Origin of the sequence: Petrimonas mucosa (assembly GCF_900095795.1) — a bacterium.
Taxonomy (GTDB): Bacteria; Bacteroidota; Bacteroidia; order Bacteroidales; family Dysgonomonadaceae; genus Petrimonas; species Petrimonas mucosa.
Genome location: NZ_LT608328.1, coordinates 3,683,669 through 3,705,117, shown reverse-complemented (window position 1 = coordinate 3,705,117; position 21,449 = coordinate 3,683,669). Strand labels below are relative to the sequence as shown.

22 protein-coding genes and 1 pseudogene are annotated in these 21,449 nt (G+C 50.4%); 14 read left to right on the top strand and 9 right to left on the bottom strand.

Annotation, left to right across the window (positions count from 1 at the left end; translation table 11 throughout):
* Nucleotides 1–87 precede the first annotated feature (87 nt).
* The 6 genes and pseudogenes from ING2E5A_RS14860 (at nucleotide 88) to ING2E5A_RS14835 (ending at nucleotide 5,063) form a co-directional block, all read left to right on the top strand.
* Nucleotides 88–921 carry a 1-acyl-sn-glycerol-3-phosphate acyltransferase gene (locus ING2E5A_RS14860; RefSeq protein ID WP_071138081.1) on the top strand — a complete coding sequence of 278 codons (834 nt, stop codon included), beginning with the start codon at nucleotides 88–90 and terminating at the stop codon, nucleotides 919–921.
* Nucleotides 922–975: 54 nt separating this feature from the next.
* Entirely contained in the window at nucleotides 976–2,238 is a 1,263-nt protein-coding gene (locus ING2E5A_RS14855; protein ID WP_071138080.1) for a sigma-54 interaction domain-containing protein, read from the top strand.
* Nucleotides 2,235–2,744, top strand: a complete 510-nt coding sequence (lptE, locus tag ING2E5A_RS14850) for an LPS assembly lipoprotein LptE (protein ID WP_071138079.1) — start codon at nucleotides 2,235–2,237, stop codon at nucleotides 2,742–2,744. The genes ING2E5A_RS14855 and lptE overlap by 4 nt, the downstream gene beginning before the upstream one ends.
* 1 nt (nucleotide 2,745) lies before the next feature.
* Nucleotides 2,746–3,489: a hypothetical protein gene (locus ING2E5A_RS14845; RefSeq protein ID WP_071138078.1), complete on the top strand. Its 744-nt coding sequence runs from the start codon at nucleotides 2,746–2,748 to the stop codon at nucleotides 3,487–3,489.
* 3 nt (nucleotides 3,490–3,492) lie between these two features.
* Entirely contained in the window at nucleotides 3,493–3,825 is a 333-nt protein-coding gene (gene secG, locus ING2E5A_RS14840) for a preprotein translocase subunit SecG (protein WP_071138077.1), read from the top strand.
* 92 nt (nucleotides 3,826–3,917) lie between these two features.
* Nucleotides 3,918–5,063 (top strand): annotated as a pseudogene (locus ING2E5A_RS14835) (acyltransferase family protein).
* 22 nt (nucleotides 5,064–5,085) lie between these two features.
* Here ING2E5A_RS14835 and ING2E5A_RS14830 read toward each other — a convergent pair.
* From ING2E5A_RS14830 to nadB, 5 genes are read right to left on the bottom strand one after another with little or no spacing between them, the layout of a single operon-like run.
* Entirely contained in the window at nucleotides 5,086–5,379 is a 294-nt protein-coding gene (locus ING2E5A_RS14830) for a DUF721 domain-containing protein (RefSeq protein WP_071138076.1), read from the bottom strand.
* Complete coding sequence (recF, locus tag ING2E5A_RS14825; protein WP_071138075.1) at nucleotides 5,372–6,478, bottom strand: DNA replication/repair protein RecF; 1,107 nt, start codon at nucleotides 6,476–6,478, stop codon at nucleotides 5,372–5,374. The genes ING2E5A_RS14830 and recF overlap by 8 nt, the downstream gene beginning before the upstream one ends.
* 10 nt (nucleotides 6,479–6,488) lie before the next feature.
* The gene (cdaA, locus tag ING2E5A_RS14820) at nucleotides 6,489–7,250 is read right to left on the bottom strand and encodes a diadenylate cyclase CdaA (protein ID WP_071138074.1); all 762 of its coding nucleotides are present in this window, start codon (nucleotides 7,248–7,250) and stop codon (nucleotides 6,489–6,491) included.
* Nucleotides 7,229–8,089, bottom strand: a complete 861-nt coding sequence (folP, locus tag ING2E5A_RS14815) for a dihydropteroate synthase (protein ID WP_071138073.1) — start codon at nucleotides 8,087–8,089, stop codon at nucleotides 7,229–7,231. Before folP ends, cdaA begins: the two co-directional genes overlap by 22 nt.
* Nucleotides 8,090–8,099: 10 nt before the next feature.
* Nucleotides 8,100–9,680, bottom strand: coding sequence for an L-aspartate oxidase (gene nadB / locus ING2E5A_RS14810; protein WP_071138072.1), 1,581 nt, complete (start codon nucleotides 9,678–9,680; stop codon nucleotides 8,100–8,102).
* Nucleotides 9,681–9,957: 277 nt separating this feature from the next.
* Here nadB and ING2E5A_RS14805 point away from each other — a divergent pair, with 277 nt between their 5' ends.
* Complete coding sequence (locus ING2E5A_RS14805; protein WP_083373387.1) at nucleotides 9,958–11,223, top strand: carboxypeptidase-like regulatory domain-containing protein; 1,266 nt, start codon at nucleotides 9,958–9,960, stop codon at nucleotides 11,221–11,223.
* Between the two features lie 88 nt (nucleotides 11,224–11,311).
* Nucleotides 11,312–11,581, top strand: coding sequence for a 30S ribosomal protein S15 (gene rpsO / locus ING2E5A_RS14800; protein ID WP_071138070.1), 270 nt, complete (start codon nucleotides 11,312–11,314; stop codon nucleotides 11,579–11,581).
* A 276-nt stretch (nucleotides 11,582–11,857) separates the two neighbouring features.
* Here rpsO and ING2E5A_RS14795 read toward each other — a convergent pair whose 3' ends face one another.
* The 3 genes from ING2E5A_RS14795 to trpS all read right to left on the bottom strand — a co-directional run bounded on the left by ING2E5A_RS14795 (nucleotide 11,858) and on the right by trpS (nucleotide 14,734).
* Complete coding sequence (locus ING2E5A_RS14795; RefSeq protein WP_071138069.1) at nucleotides 11,858–12,727, bottom strand: GNAT family N-acetyltransferase; 870 nt, start codon at nucleotides 12,725–12,727, stop codon at nucleotides 11,858–11,860.
* The gene (locus ING2E5A_RS14790) at nucleotides 12,724–13,632 is read right to left on the bottom strand and encodes a DUF2156 domain-containing protein (protein WP_071138068.1); all 909 of its coding nucleotides are present in this window, start codon (nucleotides 13,630–13,632) and stop codon (nucleotides 12,724–12,726) included. The genes ING2E5A_RS14795 and ING2E5A_RS14790 overlap by 4 nt, the downstream gene beginning before the upstream one ends.
* 112 nt (nucleotides 13,633–13,744) lie before the next feature.
* Entirely contained in the window at nucleotides 13,745–14,734 is a 990-nt protein-coding gene (trpS, locus tag ING2E5A_RS14785; protein WP_071138067.1) for a tryptophan--tRNA ligase, read from the bottom strand.
* Between the two features lie 259 nt (nucleotides 14,735–14,993).
* Between trpS and ING2E5A_RS14780 the strand changes: the two genes are divergently transcribed.
* From ING2E5A_RS14780 to ING2E5A_RS14765, 4 genes are all read left to right on the top strand, one after another.
* Nucleotides 14,994–16,898, top strand: coding sequence for a beta-N-acetylhexosaminidase (locus ING2E5A_RS14780; RefSeq protein ID WP_071138066.1), 1,905 nt, complete (start codon nucleotides 14,994–14,996; stop codon nucleotides 16,896–16,898).
* A gap of 122 nt (nucleotides 16,899–17,020) precedes the next feature.
* Nucleotides 17,021–17,599 carry a 50S ribosomal protein L25/general stress protein Ctc gene (locus tag ING2E5A_RS14775; RefSeq protein ID WP_071138065.1) on the top strand — a complete coding sequence of 193 codons (579 nt, stop codon included), beginning with the start codon at nucleotides 17,021–17,023 and terminating at the stop codon, nucleotides 17,597–17,599.
* Nucleotides 17,600–17,620: 21 nt separating this feature from the next.
* Nucleotides 17,621–18,184 (top strand): aminoacyl-tRNA hydrolase, encoded by a 564-nt coding sequence (gene pth / locus ING2E5A_RS14770; protein ID WP_071138064.1) that lies wholly within the window; start codon nucleotides 17,621–17,623, stop codon nucleotides 18,182–18,184.
* A 24-nt stretch (nucleotides 18,185–18,208) separates the two neighbouring features.
* Nucleotides 18,209–18,613: an RNA-binding S4 domain-containing protein gene (locus ING2E5A_RS14765; protein ID WP_071138063.1), complete on the top strand. Its 405-nt coding sequence runs from the start codon at nucleotides 18,209–18,211 to the stop codon at nucleotides 18,611–18,613.
* A 3-nt stretch (nucleotides 18,614–18,616) separates the two neighbouring features.
* Here the strand turns inward: ING2E5A_RS14765 and ING2E5A_RS14760 are convergent, their stop codons facing one another.
* Nucleotides 18,617–19,333 carry a 2-phosphosulfolactate phosphatase gene (locus tag ING2E5A_RS14760; protein ID WP_071138404.1) on the bottom strand — a complete coding sequence of 239 codons (717 nt, stop codon included), beginning with the start codon at nucleotides 19,331–19,333 and terminating at the stop codon, nucleotides 18,617–18,619.
* Nucleotides 19,334–19,402: 69 nt separating this feature from the next.
* On the opposite strand from ING2E5A_RS14760, the gene ING2E5A_RS14755 reads away from it, so the two are divergent.
* Both ING2E5A_RS14755 and ING2E5A_RS14750 read left to right on the top strand, forming a co-directional pair.
* Nucleotides 19,403–19,999: a Maf-like protein gene (locus tag ING2E5A_RS14755; RefSeq protein WP_071138062.1), complete on the top strand. Its 597-nt coding sequence runs from the start codon at nucleotides 19,403–19,405 to the stop codon at nucleotides 19,997–19,999.
* A 47-nt stretch (nucleotides 20,000–20,046) separates the two neighbouring features.
* Entirely contained in the window at nucleotides 20,047–21,429 is a 1,383-nt protein-coding gene (locus ING2E5A_RS14750) for an aspartate kinase (protein WP_071138061.1), read from the top strand.
* Nucleotides 21,430–21,449: the final 20 nt, after the last annotated feature.

Below are 21,449 nucleotides of genomic sequence, written 5' to 3'. Positions count from 1 at the left end.
TGATTGATTTCATCGATTACCGTATATTAAGACAGCCGATGTTTTAGTTGCGGTAATTTTTTGTTGAAATACAGACGACAATATCGCATGAAAGAACGCCTGATCAGTGATGACGAGATAAGAAGGTTTCATCCGATCTTTCGTGGAAAGAACGGAGAGAAGTACATAAAATGGGGAATGAAGTTGTCGGGGCTCAAAAATGCCTGCGAGATTTATGACCGATCGAAACACCTTACCGGCGTAGCTTTCTGCACCGATCTGCTCGACAAGCTGGGCCTGAAGCGTACAGTTGTGAATGCCGAGGTGTTGGAGCCATTCAGGGTTAAACCATTTATTGTGGTCGCCAATCATCCCAACGGTCACGTCGACGGGATCGCCCTCATCGAGACCGTTGCCTCCCGGGTGGACAACTTCAAGGTGATGGTCAACTTCATTCTTGGACTGGTAGATACGATGGATGAGAACTTCATCAAGGTCAATCCGTACAAGCATACCGATAAGATGAAGCACATCTCGCTCTCCGGTATAAAGGAGTGCATCGACCACTTGCGGGGAGGCAACCCGATGGGCTTTTTCCCGGCAGGATCGGTCTCCCGGTTAAAATTCCGCAATGGGCGGCTTATGATCCACGACCGCACCTGGCAACCTTCGGTAATCAAGCTCATTGAGAAGGCCCGGGTACCCGTTATCCCGCTTTACATCGATTGTCGGAACAGGTATCTCTTCTATGCTACCCGTTTTATCTGCTGGCAGCTGCAGAGTCTTGTCCTGTGCCACGAACTGTACAACAAGAGGGGGAAGGAGATGACATTGACGTTTGGTGAGCCTATCATGCCCGAAACGATCCGTTCGTTTGGCAGCACGGATGAGTTGGGTGTTTTTTTGCGTGATAAGACCTACGCATTGGCAAAAAAAAGGTAATTTTGCAATTGTCGGCAACTGCTTGTTGCTCTCTGCTTTCATCGTCTCAATAGAATGGCTAAACAAAATATACAACAAGTCAAGCAGCGTTTCGGCATTATTGGAGTATCTCCCGGATTGGACAGGGCGATCGATATCGCCTTGCAGGTTGCACCGACCGACCTTTCGGTGCTGATTACGGGTGAGAGTGGTGTCGGAAAGGAGAATTTTCCGCAGATTATCCACCAGTACAGTCGCCGCAAGCACGGTCCCTATTTTGCGATCAATTGCGGATCCATTCCCGAGGGAACCATCGACTCCGAGCTCTTCGGTCACGAGAAAGGGTCGTTTACGGGGGCGCTGGCAACACGGAAGGGATATTTTGAAGTGGCCAACGGCGGCACCCTCTTTCTCGATGAGGTGGGAGAGCTGCCGTTGTCTACACAGGCCCGGTTGTTGCGTGTGCTGGAGACCGGTGAGTTTATCAAGGTGGGATCTTCCCAGGTGGAAAAAAGCGATGTCCGGGTGGTAGCGGCCACCAACGTGAATATTGCCCAGGCCATTGAACGGGGGAAATTCAGGGAAGACCTCTATTACCGGTTGAACTCTGTCCCCATCCGCATCCCTGCACTTCGTGACAGACAAGAGGATATTGTCTTGCTCTTCAGAAAGTTTGCGAGCGACTGTGCCGAGAAATACATGATGCCGCCCATCACTTTGACCGACGATGCCAAGGAGTTGCTGAAAAACTTCCGCTGGCCCGGCAATGTACGGCAACTGAAAAACGTGACGGAACAGATCTCGGTAATCGAACATGAACGGGTGATCACCTCCGAGATCCTGCAGAAATATCTACCCAAAACAGAAACTGCCTTGCCTGTATTGGTTTCACAGTTCAGGGATGCAGACCAGAAAAATTTCTCGTCCGAACGGGAGATTCTCTATCAGGTACTTTTCGATATGCGGAAAGATATCAATGACCTGAAAAATGTGGTGAAGACCATACTGGAGGATGCCGCATCTTCAGTTCCGAAAGAGGATAAAACCGTATTCCATTCCTCCGTCTCCCAGCAGGAGAACCCTTCGGTGGCCCTGCCGTTGCAATACGACGAGTTGATGCACAAGAAGATGCACCTGGGTGAAATGCACGACAATGCCGAGTTCCAGGAGGCGACTGAAGTTGAGTTTGCAAACCTGTCGCTGGAGGAGGCGGAGAAGGAGATGATCATGCTGGCGTTGGAGAAACATAACGGTAAGCGTAAGCAGGCTGCCAGTGAGCTGGGTATTTCCGAACGGACCTTGTACCGGAAGATCAAGGAGTACAATCTAGACAAATGATGAAAAGATCAACCAACATAGCAATAGCGCTGTTGCTCCTGCTGAACTCCTGTTCCATCTCTTACAAGTTCAGTGGGGCTTCCATCGACTATAACCTCACCAAGACGTTGCAGCTGGGTCATTTCGTGAACCAGGCCCCCTTGGTTTATCCGCCGCTGGAGGCTCGTTTCAATGAAGCCCTGAAAGATATGTTCACTCGCAACACCCGTCTGCAATTTGTGAACCAGAATGGCGATATGGAGATCGAGGGCGAGATTGTGGGGTACGAACTTACACCGCTTGCGGTGCAGGAAGATGCGTTTGCAGCCGAGACCCGTTTGACGATGAATGTCCGCATGCGTTTTCGCAACAACAAGATACCGGGGCAGGACAAGGAGGAGACTATATCTGCCAACCGCACTTTCTCCAGTAATGTCAACTTGACTGACGTGCAGGATCAGCTGATAAAGGAGCTTACCGACGAGATAGTGGATCAGATTTTCAATACGACAATGGCAAACTGGTAGAATGGATCGATCGGATTTTTTCAGTTATATTGCAGACTACGGAAAATTGACCGAGACCAGCCTGGAGGAGTTGAAGGCGCTGGTGGAGGAGTACCCCTGTTTTCAGGCGGCACACCTGTTGTTGGCCAGGAGTCGCTATCAATTCCGTCGGGAGGAGTTCGAGAAACACCTGCCCGAAGCGGCTGTCTGCTGTGCCGATCGGAGCCGGCTCTTTTACCTGATCAATAATGAAAAGTATGCCAGGTTCTTCCCGAAAGCCTCCTCCCTGGAGGAGACCGACCGGACCCAGACCCTGTTGGATGCCTTTCTGGATTCATTCTCTTTGGATGAGCCCGAGGAGAAGATGCCCGAGATCGAGACAAACATTATCTCTACCGACTATCTCTCCTACCTGCAGAGCCTGGAGGGAGAGTCGTCGCCGAAAGAGGAGGATTCGTCCCGGCCCGAACTTAAGCACCAGGAGATTATCGACACTTTTCTGGAGAAAGCTGCCGCCAATGAGATCACGATAACTTCGCGCGAACCGGAGCCGGCTAAACCCAGTGAAGTGGAGAAAATGCCTGGGGGTAATGGATTCTTAACGGAAACATTGGCAACAATTTACATCAAACAGAAAAAATATGAACAGGCGTTGGCAATTATTAGGCAATTAAGTTTGAATTTTCCAAAAAAAAGTGTTTACTTTGCCGACCAAATTCGTTTTTTGGAACTTTTGATACTCAACGAGAAAAATAAAAAAGAATAAAACATGTATATCTTCATTACCATCCTTATTTTGCTTGCTGCCATCCTGATGATTCTCATCGTGTTGGTGCAGAACTCCAAAGGCGGTGGATTGGCTGCAGGTTTCTCTTCATCGAATCAGATAATGGGTGTCCGCAAAACTACCGACTTCTTGGAGAAGGCAACTTGGACACTGGCTGCAACGATCATCGTTTTAAGTATCCTGACAGCGAAGTATACCACTTCAAGATCTACTGTTCCAGAATCGCAGGTTGAAGTAGAGCAACCGGCTCCGCTCAATCCGGCCACTGCGCCCGATGTAGCTCCGGTATTGCCGGTTACTCCTCCATCGGAATAAACCGATTCGATCAAGACGATAGATGAAAGAGAGAAGCTCACCGTTTCTCTCTTTTTCATATCCATCCTTTCCTGCCTTTCAAATCAACATTTATGTTCCACACTACCGGTTCAACCTCCCTCGTACAAGATAGAAAACCGCACTATGAGATACTCGACGGACTGCGCGGGGTTGCAGCCCTGATGGTCATTCTCTACCATATTTTCGAAGGGTTCGCAACCAGCCCCATCGATTAGCGGTTTAACCACGGATATCTGGCTGTCGATTTCTTCTTCGTCCTCTCCGGATTTGTTGTCGGTTATGCCTATGACGATCGGTGGAAGGGTGGATTGAAAGTGAAGGATTTCTTCCGGCGGAGATTGATCCGGCTGCATCCGATGATTATCCTGGGCTTTCTGTTGGGCGCCATCACCTTTTTTATTCATGGTGGCGAACAGTGGGACGGGACACCCGTCTCTCCGGCTCTTGTGATGCTTGCCCTGCTCCTGAGCCTCTTCCTGATTCCCGCGGCTCCCGGATCATCTGTCGAGGTGCGCGGTAACGGGGAGATGTTCCCGTTGAACGGACCGATATGGTCACTCTTCTTCGAGTATATTGGAAATATCCTGTATGCACTCTTCATCCGCCGCCTTCCTACCGGTGCCCTGACGCTGCTTGTGCTGCTTGCAGGTGGTGGATTGGCTTCGTTTGCCCTCTTCAACCTTTCCGGTTTCGGGCATCTGGGTGTGGGATGGACGATGGCCGACTACAACCTGTATGGCGGATCTCTTCGTCTGCTCTTCTCCTTTTCGGCAGGCCTGCTGATGACGCGAAATTTCAAGCCGGTACGGATCCGGGGCGCTTTCTGGATCTGTGCGCTGCTGATCGTCATCCTGCTCTCCGTCCCCTACATCGGTGACGGAACGGCTCCCTGGAAAAACGGGCTCTATGATGCGGTCTCTATCCTGATTGTTTTCCCGCTTCTGGTTTATCTCGGTGCTTCGGGGAAGATCACCGACAAAAAAAGCTCGAAACTTTGCAAATTGTTGGGCGATATATCTTATCCGCTTTACGCGGTTCACTACCCCTTCATGTATCTCTTCTATGCCTGGTTATGGGGCAACGGAGTTCTCTTCTCCCAGGCTTGGCCAGTGGCCCTGTTGCTCTTTGCGGGGAATATCCTGTTGGCCTATCTTCTCCTTAAGTTCTACGATGAGCCGGTACGCAGATATCTGACAGGAAAACTACGCCGAGGGTGAACGGAATTCCGGAGGCCCGCCTCTAATGGAACAGGATGTCGCTCACTACATCCATTCCTGCATGTTCGTTCAGCTTGTCGATCAGGTTCTGTTTGTTCATGATCAGTTCGGCCCGCAACACCGACGATGTCAGTTGCACATGGAGGACGTTCCGCCGGAAATAGACATTCCTGGTATAGTGCGAGACACCCTCGCCCAGCAGTTCCCGCCATGCCGATACGGCACGGTGTTCGGCCATCGAGCTCTTCAACCCGGGATTCTCATCGAAGAAAGCCGAGAGGATGGTTGCTATGGGTTGGGCATTTTTCTTATCCATAAATCGTAACTTCTCCGTTTTTTACCGAATAGATATGCTGACTGTTGTTGATGCGGCTCAATATCTTGTCGAACGACTCCCGGTTGGTGTCGGAGATGAAGATCTGGCCAAACTCATCACTTGATACCAGTTTCACGATCTCTTCCACCCGGTTGGCGTCGAGCCGGTCGAAAATATCGTCGAGCAACAGGATGGGTCTCCTTTTCCCGGTTTTGAGCAGGTAATGGAACTGTGCCAGCTTCATCGATACGAAATAGGTTTTGTTCTGTCCCTGCGACCCCACCTTCTTTATTGGGAACCCGTCGAGCAGCATCTCCAGTTCGTCGCGGTGAATACCGGTGGTAGTGTGTCCCAGCGCCATATCGCGTTGGCGGGTTTGGCGAAGGATCTCCCTGAAGTTGCCATCGTTCAGTTGCGAAACATAGTCGAAGGTGGCTTTCTCGTTGGAGAGACTGATCCTTTTGTAAAACTCGTCGAAAACAGGGATAAACTCCTTTACGAATGCTTGCCGTTTTTCAGCTATCAGCTCGCCGTCCATCACCATCTGCTCTTCCCAGAGCTCCAGCAGGGTGTGATCGATTGCGTTCCCCTCCATTTTCAGGGTGGCGTTACGCTGTTGCAGCGCATTGTTGTACCGGATCAGCGCCTGCATGTAGCTTTTGTCGAACTGCGAGATGGCGATGTCCATGAACCTCCGCCGCTCGTCGCTGCCTCCCTGGATAATCCCGATATCGGCCGGGGAGATCATTACCAGCGGAATAAAACCGATATGGTCAGACAATTTCTCGTACTCCTTTTTGTTTCGCTTGAACTGTTTCTTCTGTCGCCGGCGCAATCCGCAATAGATCTCCTCCTCCGTCTCCTGTCCCTCGATCAGGTATCTTCCCTGTATCATGCAGACATCGGCATCGTGCTTGATGATCTGGCTGTCGACAGGATTGGTGTAACTCCGGCAGAACGAGAGGTAGTAGACGGCATCCAGCAGATTGGTCTTGCCCATGCCGTTGTTTCCCACAAAGCAGTTTATCTTGGGCGACAACTCCAGTTCTACCTGGGCCAGGTTCTTATAATTGATGATGGATAGATGATGTAACGTCATTGTAGCGATACTATTCTGCCAGGATCAACTGCTGCAACTCTTCGGGATTTACGTTCACCTTCAGTCTTCCCTCCTCGGCAAATGTTATTTTTCCGGTCTCCTCCGAAACGACAATCACCTTGGCGTCGGTCTCCTGCGTTATGCCCAGTCCCGCACGGTGCCTGAGTCCCATATGCTTGGGAATGTTCGGGTTCTGGGAGATGGGGAGAATGCAGCCGGCGGCCTTGATCTTCTTCCCTACCACGATCATGGCGCCATCGTGCAACGGACTGTTCTTGAAGAAAATATTCTCAATCAGCCGGGAGGAGACATCGGCATTGATGATCTCACCGCTCTGCTCATACAGGCTGAGCTGAAGATCGCCCTGAATGACGATCAGTGCCCCGACCTTGGCTTTCGACATGTTCATGCAGGCCAGTACGATCGAGGTGATGTGAGAGATGTCTTTCTGCTGCTTGTCGACCGGCACAAAGAGTTTCGAGATGAACTTCCATCCCTTCTTCGAGCCGAGCGACATCAGGAATCTCCTGATCTCATCCTGAAAGAGGATCACCAGCAATATCAGTCCGATATCCACAAACTGATCGAGGATAGAGCCCAGAAGCACCATGTCGAACACTTGCGATACCAGTACCCAGATAATCATGAAGACCACAATTCCGATAAAGAGCGGGCGCATTCCCGATATCTTCACCATCTTGAACAGGTAGTACAACAGTGCGGCTACCAGCAGGATGTCGATAAAATCTTTTATTCCAAAGTGTTCGAACATATGACGCTGTTGCTTATCTTTTTTGCAATTTTCACACACTCCACCGCCTCTTTCACGTCATGAACGCGCAAGATGGCGGCTCCCGACAACAGGGCAACGGTATTCAGGACCGTTGTCCCATTCAGGCTCTCCTGTGGTGAGCATTCCAATAATTTGTAAATCATCGATTTTCGGGAGATGCCTGCCAGGATCGGTACCTCAAAGATATTGAAATATTTTAAATAAGCCATCAACTGATAATTCTGATCCATCGTTTTACTGAACCCGAAGCCTGGATCTATGATGATGTCGTTCACTCCCAGCAGGTTCAGCTTGGCTATCCTCTCGGAAAAATAGTAGAGAATCTCCTGGATAAGATTGTCGTAACCGGTATGCTGCTGCATGGTTTGCGGTGTGCCGCGCATATGCATCAGGATGTAGGGTACATTGAGCCGGGCAACCGTATCGAACATCTTGCCGTCGATCTGGCCGCCCGAGATATCGTTGATGATGTTTACGCCATATTTTTCTACTGCCGGTTTGGCCACTTCCGAATAGAAGGTGTCGACGGAGAGGATGGCATCGGGAAACTCCTTGCGGATGATCCGCAATGCCGGTTCCAGCCGGTTGAACTCTTCAGTTGCAGGAATCAGTGAAGAGGTGGGTGATGTGGATTGGCCTCCGATGTCGATGATCCTGCCACCCTCTTCCAGAATCTGCCTGACACGATTGACGATCTCGCTCTCCGACTGTTTTCTACTCTCCTGGAAAAAGGAGTCGGGCGTTATGTTCACGATTCCCATGACCAGCGGTGTGGAGAGGTCGATCAGGTTGCCGTTTATGTTGATGGATGGTCTCATGAATGGGCGGTTATAGGGTTGAGTCAGTGTTCTGGCCGGGATAATCGATGGTATAGTGCAGCCCGCGGCTCTCCTTGCGTGCCATGGCCTGCTTGATGACCATATATCCCACCTTGATGATGTTCCGGAGCTCACAGATCTCGCGTGATACTACCGAACGCTGGAACAGATTCTCGGTCTCGCGAAACAGGATGTTCAGCCTGTCCATGGCCCGCTGCAGACGGATATCGGAGCGGACGATCCCTACATAGGAAGACATGATCTGACCCACCTCCTTGTAGCTCTGAGTGATAAGCACCATCTCCTCGGTGGAGGTGGTGCCTTCTGCATTCCAGTCGGGAATATCTTCCCGGAAAGTGAAATTCCTGAAACGGGGCAGGGAGTGTTTGGCCGCCGAGTCGGCAAAGACCACCGCCTCGATGAGCGAGTTTGAAGCGAGGCGGTTGGCTCCGTGCAGGCCGGTGCATGCACACTCGCCATTGGCGTAAAGCCGGTTAATGCTGGTCTCTCCGTCAAGGCTGACCAGGATGCCTCCGCACAGGTAGTGCGCTGCGGGCGCTACCGGGATCATCTCCCTGGTGATGTCGATGCCGTAGCTCAGGCATTTCTCGTAGATGGTAGGGAAATGTTTTTTTGTCTCCTCCGGATCCTTGTGGGTCACATCCAGGTAGACGTGATCATCGCCCCTGTTCTTCATCTCCGTATCGATGGCACGGGCAACGATATCACGCGGTGCAAGCGATAACCGCTCGTCGTACTTCTGCATGAACTCCTTGCCATCCTTTGTCCTCAATATGCCACCGTATCCACGCATCGCCTCCGTGATGAGGAAGGAAGGGCGTACACCCGGATGATATAATGCGGTGGGATGAAACTGCACAAACTCCATGCCCCTTATCTCGCCCTTGGCCCGTGCAACCATTGCAATGCCGTCGCCGGTGGCAACCAGCGGATTGGTGGTCGTCTGATAGATGCACCCGATCCCTCCGGTAGCCATCATCGTTATGCGTGAAAGGAATGTCAATACTTCCTGTGTCTGTAAATCCAGGATATAGGCTCCGTAACACTCAATTCCGGGAGTGTGGCGGGTGACCACCTGTCCCAAGTGATGCTGGGTCAGTATCTCGATGGTAAAGTGGTTGTCGAATACATCAATGTTGGGATGGTTTCGGATGGCTTTGATCAGGCTTGTCTGGATCTCGGCTCCGGTACTGTCCTTATGGTGCAGGATCCTGAACTCGGAGTGTCCTCCCTCCCGGTGCAGATCGAAATTTCCCTCCTCATCCTTGTCGAAATCGACCCCCCAGCTGATCAACTCCTTGATTTGTGCAGGCGCCTCCTTTACAACACGCTCCACAACCCGGAGGTCGCAGAGACCTGCCCCGGCATCGAGCGTGTCGGCAATGTGCTTCTCGAAATTGTCCCAGGGATTTGTCACCGATGCAATGCCTCCCTGGGCATAAAAGGTGTTGGCATCCTCGAGTGTAGTCTTGGCAACAATGGCCACCTTGCCATATTTTGCCACTTTCAGGGCGTAGCTCATCCCTGCAATACCCGATCCGATGACCAGAAAATCGTATTTGTACGCCATGCTCTTTTTCCTGTTTTTCTCTACAAATTTAGGCAATTAATGTTTACCATTTGCTGACTCAGCCCCATTAATTGAAGGGCGGGAGATTCAAAACCTTCCGGTTGCCTGAACAGACCACACTCCGCAAGGTGGAGAAGGGAAGTAGCCCGGCCTATGGCGATTGATGAAAAAATAAAGTTAAAACATTGAGGTTTAGTTTGATTGTTTCATTAAAAATATTTACTTTGTGTAGCGTTCGGATCCTGATTGTGACTAACAACTTAATCTTTCCATCTCAATGAAAAATAGTCGGATGGCTCATTTGCTGATGCTTCTTCTCTTTAGTTTTCAACTCTTTGGCAATAATCTGTTGCCGGCAGAGAGCTATACGTTGCGTGGCAGGGTATTGGCGGCCGATAACCGTGAACCGCTCTCCAATGCGAGTGTGACCGTAGGAACCCTGAATATTTCGACCGTAACCAATCAGGATGGATACTTTACGCTTAGGGTTCCGGAATCGGCCAGGAACTCCAGACTGATCATCCGATACCTGGGATACGAGAACCTTGAGATTCCGGTCGTTACACTGATCGACAAGCCTAATAACCACATCGTGCTGCAGCCCTCGTTCATTGAACTGGGAACATTAGAGGTGGTGTCGGGAAATGGTCGCGAGCTGATACGGGAGGCGTTGAACCGCATACCGCAGAACTATGCCGTAGATCCCACCATGATGGTGGCGTTCTATCGGGAGTCGATCAAGAAAAATTCCAATTATATCTCGCTGGTGGAGACTGTGCTGGATGTCTACAAATCTTCCTACCGTTCCTACGAGACTGATCAGGCAAAGATCTATATCGGCAGGAAGGCGACCGACATCTCCCCGCGTGATACCGTGCTGTTGAAATTTCAGGGTGGAATCAGTACGGCTCTTATGCTGGATGTGGCCAAGAATCCCGAAATAGTATTTGGGGAAAGGGGCGATGAGTATAACTTCACCATCGAAAGAATGGTCAGCATCAACAACAAGCCGCATTACGAGATTAGCTTCTTGCCCCTGCCGGGAATAACCGATATTCTCTTCCGCGGGAAGCTCTTTCTCGACAGGGAGTCGTTGGCCATCAGCCGGATGGAGTTCAATATGAATGTGGAGGGGAGGAGGGATGCTTCCAATATCTTCATCCGCCGGAAGCCCTCGAAGATGAAGGTTGATGTGGAGGAGGCCAGCTATGTGGCCGATTTCATCGAAGATGACGGAAAGTGGTTTTTCAACTACAGCAGCACCCAGGTCAGATTCAGGGTGAGGTGGACCAACCGCTTCTTTGGGCTTTTTGCCACAAACTACACCATCAACTCCGAGATGGCCGTTACCGACAGGTACCGGGATGGGGTCAACAAATTTCCGAGGGAGGAGCGTATCCGGTCTACCGATGTGATTGCTGAAAAGGTGGAGCACTTTCAGGATCCCGATTTCTGGGGTGAATATAACGTGATTGAGCCTGATATTGAGATTACCAACGCCATACGAAGGTTGAGCGGGAGATTGATACGGCGTGCAGAATAAATAGTTCTAAAATGTTTGTAATCTGAAAATTTAGCTGTATCTTTGCCACCCGAAACTTTTTATATAATTTTATTTACAAACAAGTTTTATGTATTTAGACTCTGAAAAAAAGAAGGAAATCTTTGCCAAGTACGGGAAGTCTAACACTGACACTGGCTCGCCTGAAGCGCAGATAGCATTGTTTTCATACCGTATTTCGCATTTGACTGAACATTTGAAGTCAAATAAAAAAGATTATAACACTGAACGTGCACTGAAAATTTTAGTGGGTAAGCGTCGTCGCTTGCTCGATTACCTGGTCGAAAAAGATATCGAGAGGTATAGGGCCATTGTTAAGGAGCTGGGTCTGAGAAAATAAAATTTTCACTGGAAAAAGAAAAAAGAGAGTCGACGGGTTTAACGTAGCTCTCTTTTTTGTTCCCGTCCAGCAAGAATTGATGGACTGATGGCTTTGGAAGCAAAAAAAAGAGGAGAAATTGAAAAATATGTTATAGAACATGTAAAAATATTTGGCAAGTATGGTTAAAGTGACCTATCTTTGTATCGATAACCTAAAACAATCTTTTTTACCTTATTGATAATAGCAGGATAAACCGAAGACAAAAGAGGTCATCTCTAGCGAGGTGACCTTTTTTTATTCCATCATGTAACCGATCAGCGGCTCTTTTTCAGGAAAATATAAGGTGTACTCTTCTCCCATTTCAGCAATCCTGTAGCCAGTCAGCAGCCGCGTCAGTTCACCGGCATCCAGTTCCAGTTTCGGAGCCGCTCCCTCTTCAGGGATTGAGACCCTGCCGTTCTCCAGCTGGAAATAAGCGTTGTTTCTTTCAATCAGGGAATCTGACACCTTCAGGGTGAGTGCCGTTTCGGGATGGGCCGCGGCAAATATGGCCAGCAATTTCTCCGCATCGATCACGCGCGACATTCCCGTCAAGCTTCTTTTTGGCGGATAGCCGAAGAGGGCAGCCTCTTCGGCTATTGCCCTGAAGTGGTCGACACTGTGTTGAATGGCCATATCGCGATGCCGGAAAAAGGAGTTGAATTCCCCGTATGCCAGATCAAGATTCTCCGAGCCGGATAGAAGTTGATGCAGATCGGGCAGCACTACTCCCTCGTCGAAGGTTTGAACAAAGCCAAACTGCCTGTAGTAGTTCATTACCGGTTCATCCTGCGGAACCAGCATGACGAGGGGAACGGCTCTTTTCTCCAATTCGTCGAAAGCTCTTCGGATCAAGGCCCCCATAAACCCTTTTCGTCGCGCCTCGGGCAAGGTACATAGTCCGGAAAAATAGGCAACAGGAATCATCCGGCCATGAAACGAGAACCGGAATGGGAGCATTTGCAGGGAGGAGACCGCCTTTCCGCTGTCGAAATAGATCAGCGTGTTTTCGTTCCTGTATTTTTCCCTGAAATAGATCTCCATATATTCAGGCGAGTCCCCGAAGACGGTTTTCCACATGTCGAAAACCGCTTGACGGCTACTGTTGTCGGCATACCGTATCATCGCGATCGATCCTTTAGGCGTGCGTTGTACTTTTCGAGCAGGATATCGGGCTGATATGAGAGTTTGGCATTTCTCAGGTTCTCGAAACCCATATCCTCTTCACGGTTTATATAGGTAAACCCGGTTGTCTCATGTTCGGCGAATTGCTGGTTGATGATACTGTAGGCGCCATGAATGGAGGTGTACGCCTTCTCCACGTGTACCACAAACGTATCGCGGGTAAGCGGCTCCCCGATGGTGAATGCGACGATCTTGCCCCTCACCCGGATGCCCCCCCCCTTCAACCCCAGGTACTCAAAATTATCCAGCATCAGTGTGGTGGCCACATCATCGTAAACCAGCGACGGATCCTTGTCGGCCATGTTGATCTCCATCCATTGGTCGAGCATCTCCTTGCACTCTTTTATCAGTGACGGATTTCCCGAAAGCGATCCATACTCCCATTCATTCTCGCGCTTAAACCGGTTGATGTGGTTTCTCTTGCTCTGTAACTTCTTTCCGGTGAGGTTGACCAGTTTCTCCGAACTGTAGATATAGTCAGACACACTTCGATTGAACTTGTAATCGAAAATATCCGGCATCTCCGCTTCGATCTCATCCATCATCTCCCGGGTCAACCCCCTGATCTGGAATACAGTGTCAAACTGCTTGTGATCATCCATGATCATGTCGATAGCCTCCCTGATGTTCCTGCCACCAATTGGTTTGAGGTATGAGTTCCGGCCGTTGTTATCCCTGAACCTGACGAAAAACCATTCTCCTTTGGTCGCAAATTGGGTGTCAAACTTTTTACCCCAACAGAACAGGTTGGTGAAGCAGAGGTCGGATGCCCTGTAATTCTGTTTGCATAGATAGGAATTGATGACCTCCTTATCTTTTAACTCTATGGGCTTAAATGGTAGCATAAAACGGTTGTTAGTACTTACTGAGTCTGAACAATCTTTTATGCGAAAAGTTTAACAAAAAAAGGAATGACACCGTCATTCCTCAAATTTGGGTCACTTTTTTTATCCTGTGCTAAAATTTCTTGAACCCGATGATCTCTCTTACGGGGACAATGGTTCTCAACGCATTTTCCCGTGCCTTTTCGGCCCCTTCACGGGTGACTTTTCGCAGGTAGGCGTCGTCCCGCTCAATCTCCAGGATCCGTTCACGGATGGGCGTCGTCACTTTGATGATATCTTCGGCCAGCTGTTTTTTCAGGTCTCCATACCGGATCTCGCAGCTGTTCCATTTCTCCTCGTAATGTTGAACCACTTCGGGCGTTGAGACCACACGCAGAATGGTAAACAGATTCTCGATATAATCGGGCTTGACGGAGTTGGGCTCGGTGGGTCCGGAGTCGGTAAGGGCCCGTTTCACCTTCTTTTCGATCTCTTTGGGCGAATCTGCCAGATAGATGGCGTTTCCTTCCGATTTTCCCATCTTTCCGCTGCCATCCAGTCCCGGAATTTTCACCAGCTCTTTCCCGAAATTGTAAGCAACCGGCTCCTTGAAAAATTCCACGCCGTAAAAGTTGTTGAACCTGCGGGCAAATTTACGGGTCATCTCAAGGTGCTGCTCCTGGTCTTTCCCTACCGGTACCTTGTCGGCATTGTGAATAAGGATATCTGCAGCCATCAGTGTGGGGTAGGTGAGGAGTCCCGCATTCACGTTCTCCGGCTGTTTTCTCGCCTTTTCCTTGAACGAGGTGGTCTTGGCCAACTCTCCCATATAGGCATGCATGTTCAGGTAGAGATACAGCTCGGCAACTTCCGGCACATCGCTTTGGATGTAGATGACCGATTTTTCGGGGTCGATACCCGCCGCCAGATAGTCCACCAATACGTTTTTGACGTTTCCGTGCAGCTCCTTCGGGTCGGGATGCGTGGTCAGTGAATGAATGTCGGCAATAAAAAAGAAACACCGGTTTTCGTCCTGCATCCGGATAAAGTTGCGTAAAGCACCGAAATAATTTCCCAAATGGAGGTTGCCCGTCGACCGGATTCCGCTAAGTACTGTATCCATAAAAATTAACTGTTATATTGGTGTGCAAAGGTAATAAATATTTGCGATTTCGGTTTTGATCCGTGCCGATGTTTGACAAAACTGCTCGGCAGCATCTCTTTTTTTAGTAAATTTGCAATGGATAAGCACCGTTGTCAGATCTTGAACAGTAACGGCGACATATATGGCTGTTGTCTGAAACGGAACTTGCTCTTTTCTCTTGGCAAATCAGCGACAGATGGGTCGCTAAATACGAAACTGAAATAATTAAATAATTACAATGAAGAAGTTTTTCCTATTAATTACCGTCTCTCTATTCGCTCTTCTCTCTTTTGGCCAGCAGGTTGAACCTGAAATTTCAATCATTCCGGAGCCAGTTTCCGTGACAAGAAAGGGTGGCAGCTATCAGCTCCCCGACAAGATAGTGATCTCATCTCCCCGGGGAGATGGAATGGGTATTGTCAATGAATACCTGATAAAAAAACTTTCCGTTGCACCTGGCAAGCAGGTAACCCTGGACAGCAAGGGGTCCAATGCCGATATTGTTCTGAATATCAATAAAAAGGCTGATCCGGTCATTGGCGACGAAGGGTATGCTTTATCGGTCACCTCCAGCAGGATCAGCATCAGTGCAAACAAGCCGGCCGGATTGCTCTATGGGGTTCAGACCCTGCTCCAGCTACTCCCGCCCCAGATCGAGAGTGACCGCCCCGAGCCGGGGATAGTCTGGCAGATTCCCCAGGTGGAGATCACTGATTATCCCAGGGTGGCCTGGCGGGGACTGATGTTGGATGTTGCCCGCCACTTCTTTACCGTAGATGAGGTGAAGCGTTATCTGGACAATATGGTGAAGTATAAATACAACCGCTTCCACTGGCATCTTACCGACGACGAGGGGTGGCGTATCGAGATCAAGAGCCTGCCCAGGCTGACCGAGGTTGGGGCATGGCGGCAGGAGCAGATCGGCTGGTTTGGGGGCTTCTCCCTGCCCGATCCCGCCGCACCGAAGAGTTACGGTGGCTTCTATACGCAGGAGGAGGTGAAGGAGATTGTGCGTTATGCCAAGGAGCGGAACATCGAGGTGATGCCCGAGATCGATGTTCCCGGGCACAGTTCGGCTTTCCTGGCGGCATACCCCGAGCTGGCCTGTTTCCCGGAAAGCGGTGAGCACGCGGTTCGTACGGGGGCCCCTTTCATGGACTGGAATACGGGGGGACGTCCCGAAGCGTTATATGAAAACACGCTGAATCCTGCCAACGAGAAGGTGTATCAATACCTCGACAAGGTGATGGGGGAGGTGGCCGCACTTTTCCCGTTCGAGTATATTCATACTGGCGGCGACGAGGCGCCCTACACTTACTGGAAGAAGAGTCCCGATGTGAAACGGTTGATGGAGCGCGAGGGGATCAAGGATATGGCAGGCGTTCAATCCTATTTCGGCAAACGGCTCGAACGGATCATCCAGTCGAAAGGGAAGAAGATGATGGGCTGGGACGAGATCCTGGAGGGAGGCATCACCCCCACCACCGCCCTGATGAGCTGGCGCGGTGTAAATCATGGCATCGAGGCATCCAAGTCGGCCCATTTTGTCGTGATGAGTCCCACCACCTATGCCTATATCGATTACATGCAGGGTGACATCTCCACGGAACCGAAGGTCTACGCCTCGTTGCGGCTGAACCAGACCTACAAGTTCGATCCGGTTCCGGAAGGGGCCGATGCCCGGTTTATTCTGGGAGGGCAGGCCAACCTCTGGACAGAACAGGTCTACAATATCCGTCAGGCGGAGTACATGACCTGGCCACGCGGTTTTGCCATCGCCGAATCGCTTTGGTCCCCGAAGGAGAAAAAAGATTGGAAGCGGTTCGCTGCGAAGACCGAGCACCATTTTGTCCGGCTAGATTACGGCAAGACTAAATATTCACCGGCCATCTATGACCCGATCATACGTGTAACCCGCGAAGGGGAGCAGTATGTCGTAACGCTGACAACGGAGATCGACGGGTTGGAGATCTATACCAGTTTCGACAGCTCCACGCCCGACAATTTCTATCCCAGGTACGACAGCCCGCAACCGATACCCAGGGATGCATCCTTGATGCGCATCATCACCTACCGCAATGGCAAGCCGATCGGAAGGCTGATGAGCATTCCGGTGGAGGAGCTGAAGAAAAGAGTCAGGTGAATTTGCATAATAAAAAGAATATCACTATCTTTGCGCCGCTTTTGAAGGCTCCCTCGTGTGATGGGAAATAAAGAAGCAACTACTGGCTTTATTTTGAGTAACACAAACAAAATTTAAAAAGGATGAAAACGTACGATTTGAAAGGCGAAATCAGAGCAGATTTCGGAAAAAAAGCAGCGAGAAGCTACCGCAGTGAAGGGCTTATCCCGTGTGTGGTGTATGGTGGAAACAATGAGAACAATGTCCACTTTGTGGTGAAGAACAGCGATGTTCGCAACCTCATCTATACGCCCGAAGTTTATCTGATCAACCTTGTTCTGGATGGGAAGCCTTCAATGGCGATTCTGAAGGAGATACAGTTCCATCCCGTAAAGGATGACATTCTCCATATCGACTTCCTGCATGTATTCCCTAATGTTCCGGTGGAAATTGAACTTCCGGTACGGTTGGAAGGATTGGCAGCCGGTGTCAAGTCGGGTGGTAAACTGTCGCTCGATATGCGCAAGCTGAAAGTTAGGGCTCTGGCTGAGAAATTGCCGCAGGAACTGGTTATCAACGTAGAGAATCTCGAACTGGGCAAATCTATTCAGGTTGGTGAGTTGAGTTTCGAAGGACTTGAGCTGTTGAATGCCAAGAATGCCGTTGTTTGCCGCGTTCAGCTGACACGTGCCGCAAGAGGTGCTGCAGCCAAGGGACAGTAATGGTAAAGTGAAGAGATTGAAATGAAGTATTTGATTGTGGGGTTGGGCAATATCGGCCCGGAGTACGAGAATACCCGCCACAACATAGGATTTATGGTATTGGACGCTTTTGCAAAGGCGTCCAATACTGTTTTTCAGGACAGGCGCTACGGTTTTGTCGCCGAAACCCGGGTGAAGAACCGGTCGCTGCTGCTGCTGAAACCATCCACCTTTATGAATTTGAGCGGGAATGCAGTCCGTTATTGGTTGCAGAAGGAGAATATCGGGTTGGAAAACCTGCTTGTCATCGTGGACGACCTGGCCCTCCCATTTGGGACATTGCGACTGAAATCGAAGGGGAGCAGTGCCGGTCACAACGGGTTGAAACATATTGAACAGATATTGGGTACCCAGCAATATGCCAGGCTGAGGTTCGGTATCGGAAACGATTTTCCCCGCGGCGCACAGGTAGATTATGTGCTGGACGAGTTTTCCGGTGAAGAGAAGCAGTCTCTTCCGGAGCGGTTGGAGAAGGCTGCCGAGATTGTTCGCAGTTTTTGCCTGGCCGGGGTAGAGATAACAATGAATCAGTATAACAATAGATAGTCAGAACGGGAGTTTCCGGACAAGATGGATGAAGTTCGTATCGATAAGTGGCTGTGGGCTGTGCGGATTTTCAAAACCCGTACCGCAGCGGCGGAGGCGTGCAAGAAGGGTCGCGTGATGATCGGCGACCTCCCGGTGAAGCCCTCGAGGATGATCCGTACAGGAGATGTTGTGCAGGTGCGAAAACCACCGGTCACCTTCTCGTTCAAGGTGTTGGGGCTGACCGATAAACGGATGGGCGCAAAACTGGTTCCGCAATTCATGGAAAATGTCACCCCGCCCGAGCAGTATGAGATTCTGGAACTGAACAAGATCAGCGGGTTTGTCGACCGGCAGCGCGGTACAGGACGTCCCACCAAAAAAGAGCGGCGCGACCTGGAACAGTTTACCGATATGTTCGATTTCGACGAATTGGACTGGGACGATTAGGGGTTACCGCAAGAGGGTCAACTTCCCGTTTTCCCGGTTATAGCAGGGTAAGACCGGAGCTGTGTTCTGCTGCAGGCAGTAGGCGGCATCTCCTTCCACCCCGCTGGCTGTAAGGCGACTGTAATGGTCGCTCTTTTTCAGGTAATCCAGGGGGGAGCGGTTGGCCTTTCCCCACAACTCCAATGCTATCCGTGCGGCATCCGATCCGAAAACCACCTCATCCCTTTTCGACAACCTTTCCAGAAGCGCACCGCCAAACAGCGTATCTTCCAGGTTTACTCTACCGTTCCAGCCGGCGCACAAGACAACCACCCTCTTTCCCGACGAAAAACAGGCATCGGCCACTACATCGATATTGGAAAATGCCCCGATTAACAGTCTGTCACAATCTTTTGCCGCCTCAATGGCCCTTGTGCCGTTGGTCGTGGTGAAGACAATCTCACGGCCCGCCACTATTTCCGGCCTGTATTCAAACGGTGAGTTGCCGAAATCGGCAAACTCCACACGGCGGGTTTTCCGTTCGGCTCCTACCAGATACCCTTCTGCCCGGTACCGCCTTGCCTCTTCGATGTCGGCAACCGGGATTATGGCTGCAGCTCCGTTGTTGAATGCAGTACACATGGTAGTGGTAGCCCGGAATATATCGGCCACCACAACCAGATCGTTCTCTTGTTGATAATGGGGGTAAAGAACCGGTGAAAGGCAAATATCGACAGTCATAAGCAGTGAGTTTGCCACAAATTTACAAAAAACAAACTTGTTTTTGTACCTTTGTGTAAAATTCAAGGAATGTCAATTGCAAATTATCGTCTGATTCTCGCCTCCAATTCCCCCCGGCGAAAAGAGCTTCTCTCCGGTATCGATATCGGATATGAAGTGAGAACATTACCCGATATAGATGAATCGTACGGCGACGATCTCTCTCCCGAGCAGGTGGCAGAGTTCCTCGCGGGGAAGAAAGCATCGGCCTATATGTCGCAACTGAAGGAGGATGAACTCCTTATCACGGCCGACACCATTGTGTTGCTCGATGGAAAGGTCTACGGGAAACCGACCGACAATGCCGGGGCAAAAGAGATGCTCCGCGAGCTTTCCGGACAGACGCACCGGGTCATTACCGGTGTCTGCCTCACCTCATTGACCAAACAGGTAACCTTCTCCGAAGTTACCCGGGTGACCTTTGCCGACCTGTCGGAGGAGGAGATTGCATACTACGTGGAAAAATACAGCCCGATGGACAAGGCGGGCGCCTACGGTGTGCAGGAGTGGATCGGCTACGTGGCGGTGAAAAAGATCGAAGGCTCCTACTTTAACGTGATGGGTTTGCCTATCCACCGCCTTTATGAAGAGTTGAAATCGGGTTTCGGCTATCGGGTTACCGAATAAGAAAAAATATTTTATCTTTGTGCTTCCCAATAAATCATTACATTACGATGCTTACAGTAGAAAAAATCGGCGGAACATCCATGTCGCAGTTTCAGGATGTGTTGCAAAACATCATTAAGGGCAACCGCAAGGGCGATGAGTATTACAACCGGATATTTGTCGTCTCGGCATACAATAACGTCACCAACTGGTTACTGGAACACAAGAAAACAGGTGAACCCGGAATCTATAACAAGTTCCTCAGGGGCGAGGATTACAGCAGCGCACTCGATTCATTTTGTCAGCGACTGTTACTGATCAACGACGGATTTGCCGATATCGGGCTGGATCTGAAGGAGGCGCGCGACTTCATCCGTTTCAGGATCGACCAGGCCAAGACACTGCTCTACAGCTTGGGCAAGGTGCTGGCATCGGGATATGTGAATATGGCTGATATACACCTGGCTGCCAGGGAGATCCTGGCCTCTATCGGCGAGGCGCACTCGGGATGGAATTCGGTGAACATCCTGAACAACAACGGCATCAACGCGCGGTTTATCGATCTTTGCGGTTTTAACGACAACGAACCGCTGACTATCGACCAGCGGATCCATCGCGAATTTGCAGGGGTAGATTTCAGCAATATCGTTTGTGTCGCTACTGGCTATACCAAGGGAACCGAGGGGATCATGCGGGCATTCGACCGGGGTTACTCGGAGGTCACCTTCAGCAAGATTGCGGTTGAAGTGAAGGCCGACGAGGCGGTCATACACAAGGAGTACCACCTCTCCAGCGCAGATCCCAAGATTGTGGGAGTGGAGAACAGCATCCCCGTGGGACAAACCAACTACATCATTGCCGACCAGCTGGCCGATATCGGGATGGAGGCGATCCATCCGAAAGCGGCTAAACCCCTTGAGCTGGCGGGAATCAATATCCGGATCAAGAACACGTTCGAGCCGGAACACCCGGGAACCCTTATCTCCCGCGACTATGTCTCACCCGAACCGAGGGTGGAGATCGTATCGGGGTCGCGCAAGGTGATCGCCGTGGAGATCCATGATCCGATGATGGTGGGTGAAGTGGGTTACGACGCCCGGATCATGCACTATTTCCAGAAACATAACGTCAGCTATATCCTGAAGTCGACCAATGCCAACTCCATCACCATGGTGATCTGGGACAACGAACGGGCCAGCGAGCTGATCCGCGTACTCAAGGAGGTGTTCTATCAGGTTACGGTCAAGCCGGCGGCAATCATTTGTGCCATGGGAACCAATATCGCGATGCCCGGCTTCCTCTACCGGGCCGCAAAGGCATTGCACGAAAAGGGTATAAACGTGGAGAGTTTCGCCCAGTCGCTGATGCAGGTGAACATGCAGTTCGTCATCTCGCGTGAACATTACGAGGAGGGTGTGATAGCCCTTAACGAGGCCCTCTGTAAAAGATAGAGATATATTATTTGTTATGC

Coding starts and splice junctions, on each gene's coding strand:
- ING2E5A_RS14860 (WP_071138081.1), top strand. CDS start 88: ATGAAAGAACGCCTGATCAGTGATGACGAGATAAGAAGGTTTCATCCG.
- ING2E5A_RS14855 (WP_071138080.1), top strand. CDS start 976: ATGGCTAAACAAAATATACAACAAGTCAAGCAGCGTTTCGGCATTATT.
- lptE (WP_071138079.1), top strand. CDS start 2,235: ATGATGAAAAGATCAACCAACATAGCAATAGCGCTGTTGCTCCTGCTG.
- ING2E5A_RS14845 (WP_071138078.1), top strand. CDS start 2,746: ATGGATCGATCGGATTTTTTCAGTTATATTGCAGACTACGGAAAATTG.
- secG (WP_071138077.1), top strand. CDS start 3,493: ATGTATATCTTCATTACCATCCTTATTTTGCTTGCTGCCATCCTGATG.
- ING2E5A_RS14830 (WP_071138076.1), bottom strand. CDS start 5,379: ATGGATAAGAAAAATGCCCAACCCATAGCAACCATCCTCTCGGCTTTC.
- recF (WP_071138075.1), bottom strand. CDS start 6,478: ATGACGTTACATCATCTATCCATCATCAATTATAAGAACCTGGCCCAG.
- cdaA (WP_071138074.1), bottom strand. CDS start 7,250: ATGTTCGAACACTTTGGAATAAAAGATTTTATCGACATCCTGCTGGTA.
- folP (WP_071138073.1), bottom strand. CDS start 8,089: ATGAGACCATCCATCAACATAAACGGCAACCTGATCGACCTCTCCACA.
- nadB (WP_071138072.1), bottom strand. CDS start 9,680: ATGGCGTACAAATACGATTTTCTGGTCATCGGATCGGGTATTGCAGGG.
- ING2E5A_RS14805 (WP_083373387.1), top strand. CDS start 9,958: ATGAAAAATAGTCGGATGGCTCATTTGCTGATGCTTCTTCTCTTTAGT.
- rpsO (WP_071138070.1), top strand. CDS start 11,312: ATGTATTTAGACTCTGAAAAAAAGAAGGAAATCTTTGCCAAGTACGGG.
- ING2E5A_RS14795 (WP_071138069.1), bottom strand. CDS start 12,727: ATGATACGGTATGCCGACAACAGTAGCCGTCAAGCGGTTTTCGACATG.
- ING2E5A_RS14790 (WP_071138068.1), bottom strand. CDS start 13,632: ATGCTACCATTTAAGCCCATAGAGTTAAAAGATAAGGAGGTCATCAAT.
- trpS (WP_071138067.1), bottom strand. CDS start 14,734: ATGGATACAGTACTTAGCGGAATCCGGTCGACGGGCAACCTCCATTTG.
- ING2E5A_RS14780 (WP_071138066.1), top strand. CDS start 14,994: ATGAAGAAGTTTTTCCTATTAATTACCGTCTCTCTATTCGCTCTTCTC.
- ING2E5A_RS14775 (WP_071138065.1), top strand. CDS start 17,021: ATGAAAACGTACGATTTGAAAGGCGAAATCAGAGCAGATTTCGGAAAA.
- pth (WP_071138064.1), top strand. CDS start 17,621: ATGAAGTATTTGATTGTGGGGTTGGGCAATATCGGCCCGGAGTACGAG.
- ING2E5A_RS14765 (WP_071138063.1), top strand. CDS start 18,209: ATGGATGAAGTTCGTATCGATAAGTGGCTGTGGGCTGTGCGGATTTTC.
- ING2E5A_RS14760 (WP_071138404.1), bottom strand. CDS start 19,333: ATGACTGTCGATATTTGCCTTTCACCGGTTCTTTACCCCCATTATCAA.
- ING2E5A_RS14755 (WP_071138062.1), top strand. CDS start 19,403: ATGTCAATTGCAAATTATCGTCTGATTCTCGCCTCCAATTCCCCCCGG.
- ING2E5A_RS14750 (WP_071138061.1), top strand. CDS start 20,047: ATGCTTACAGTAGAAAAAATCGGCGGAACATCCATGTCGCAGTTTCAG.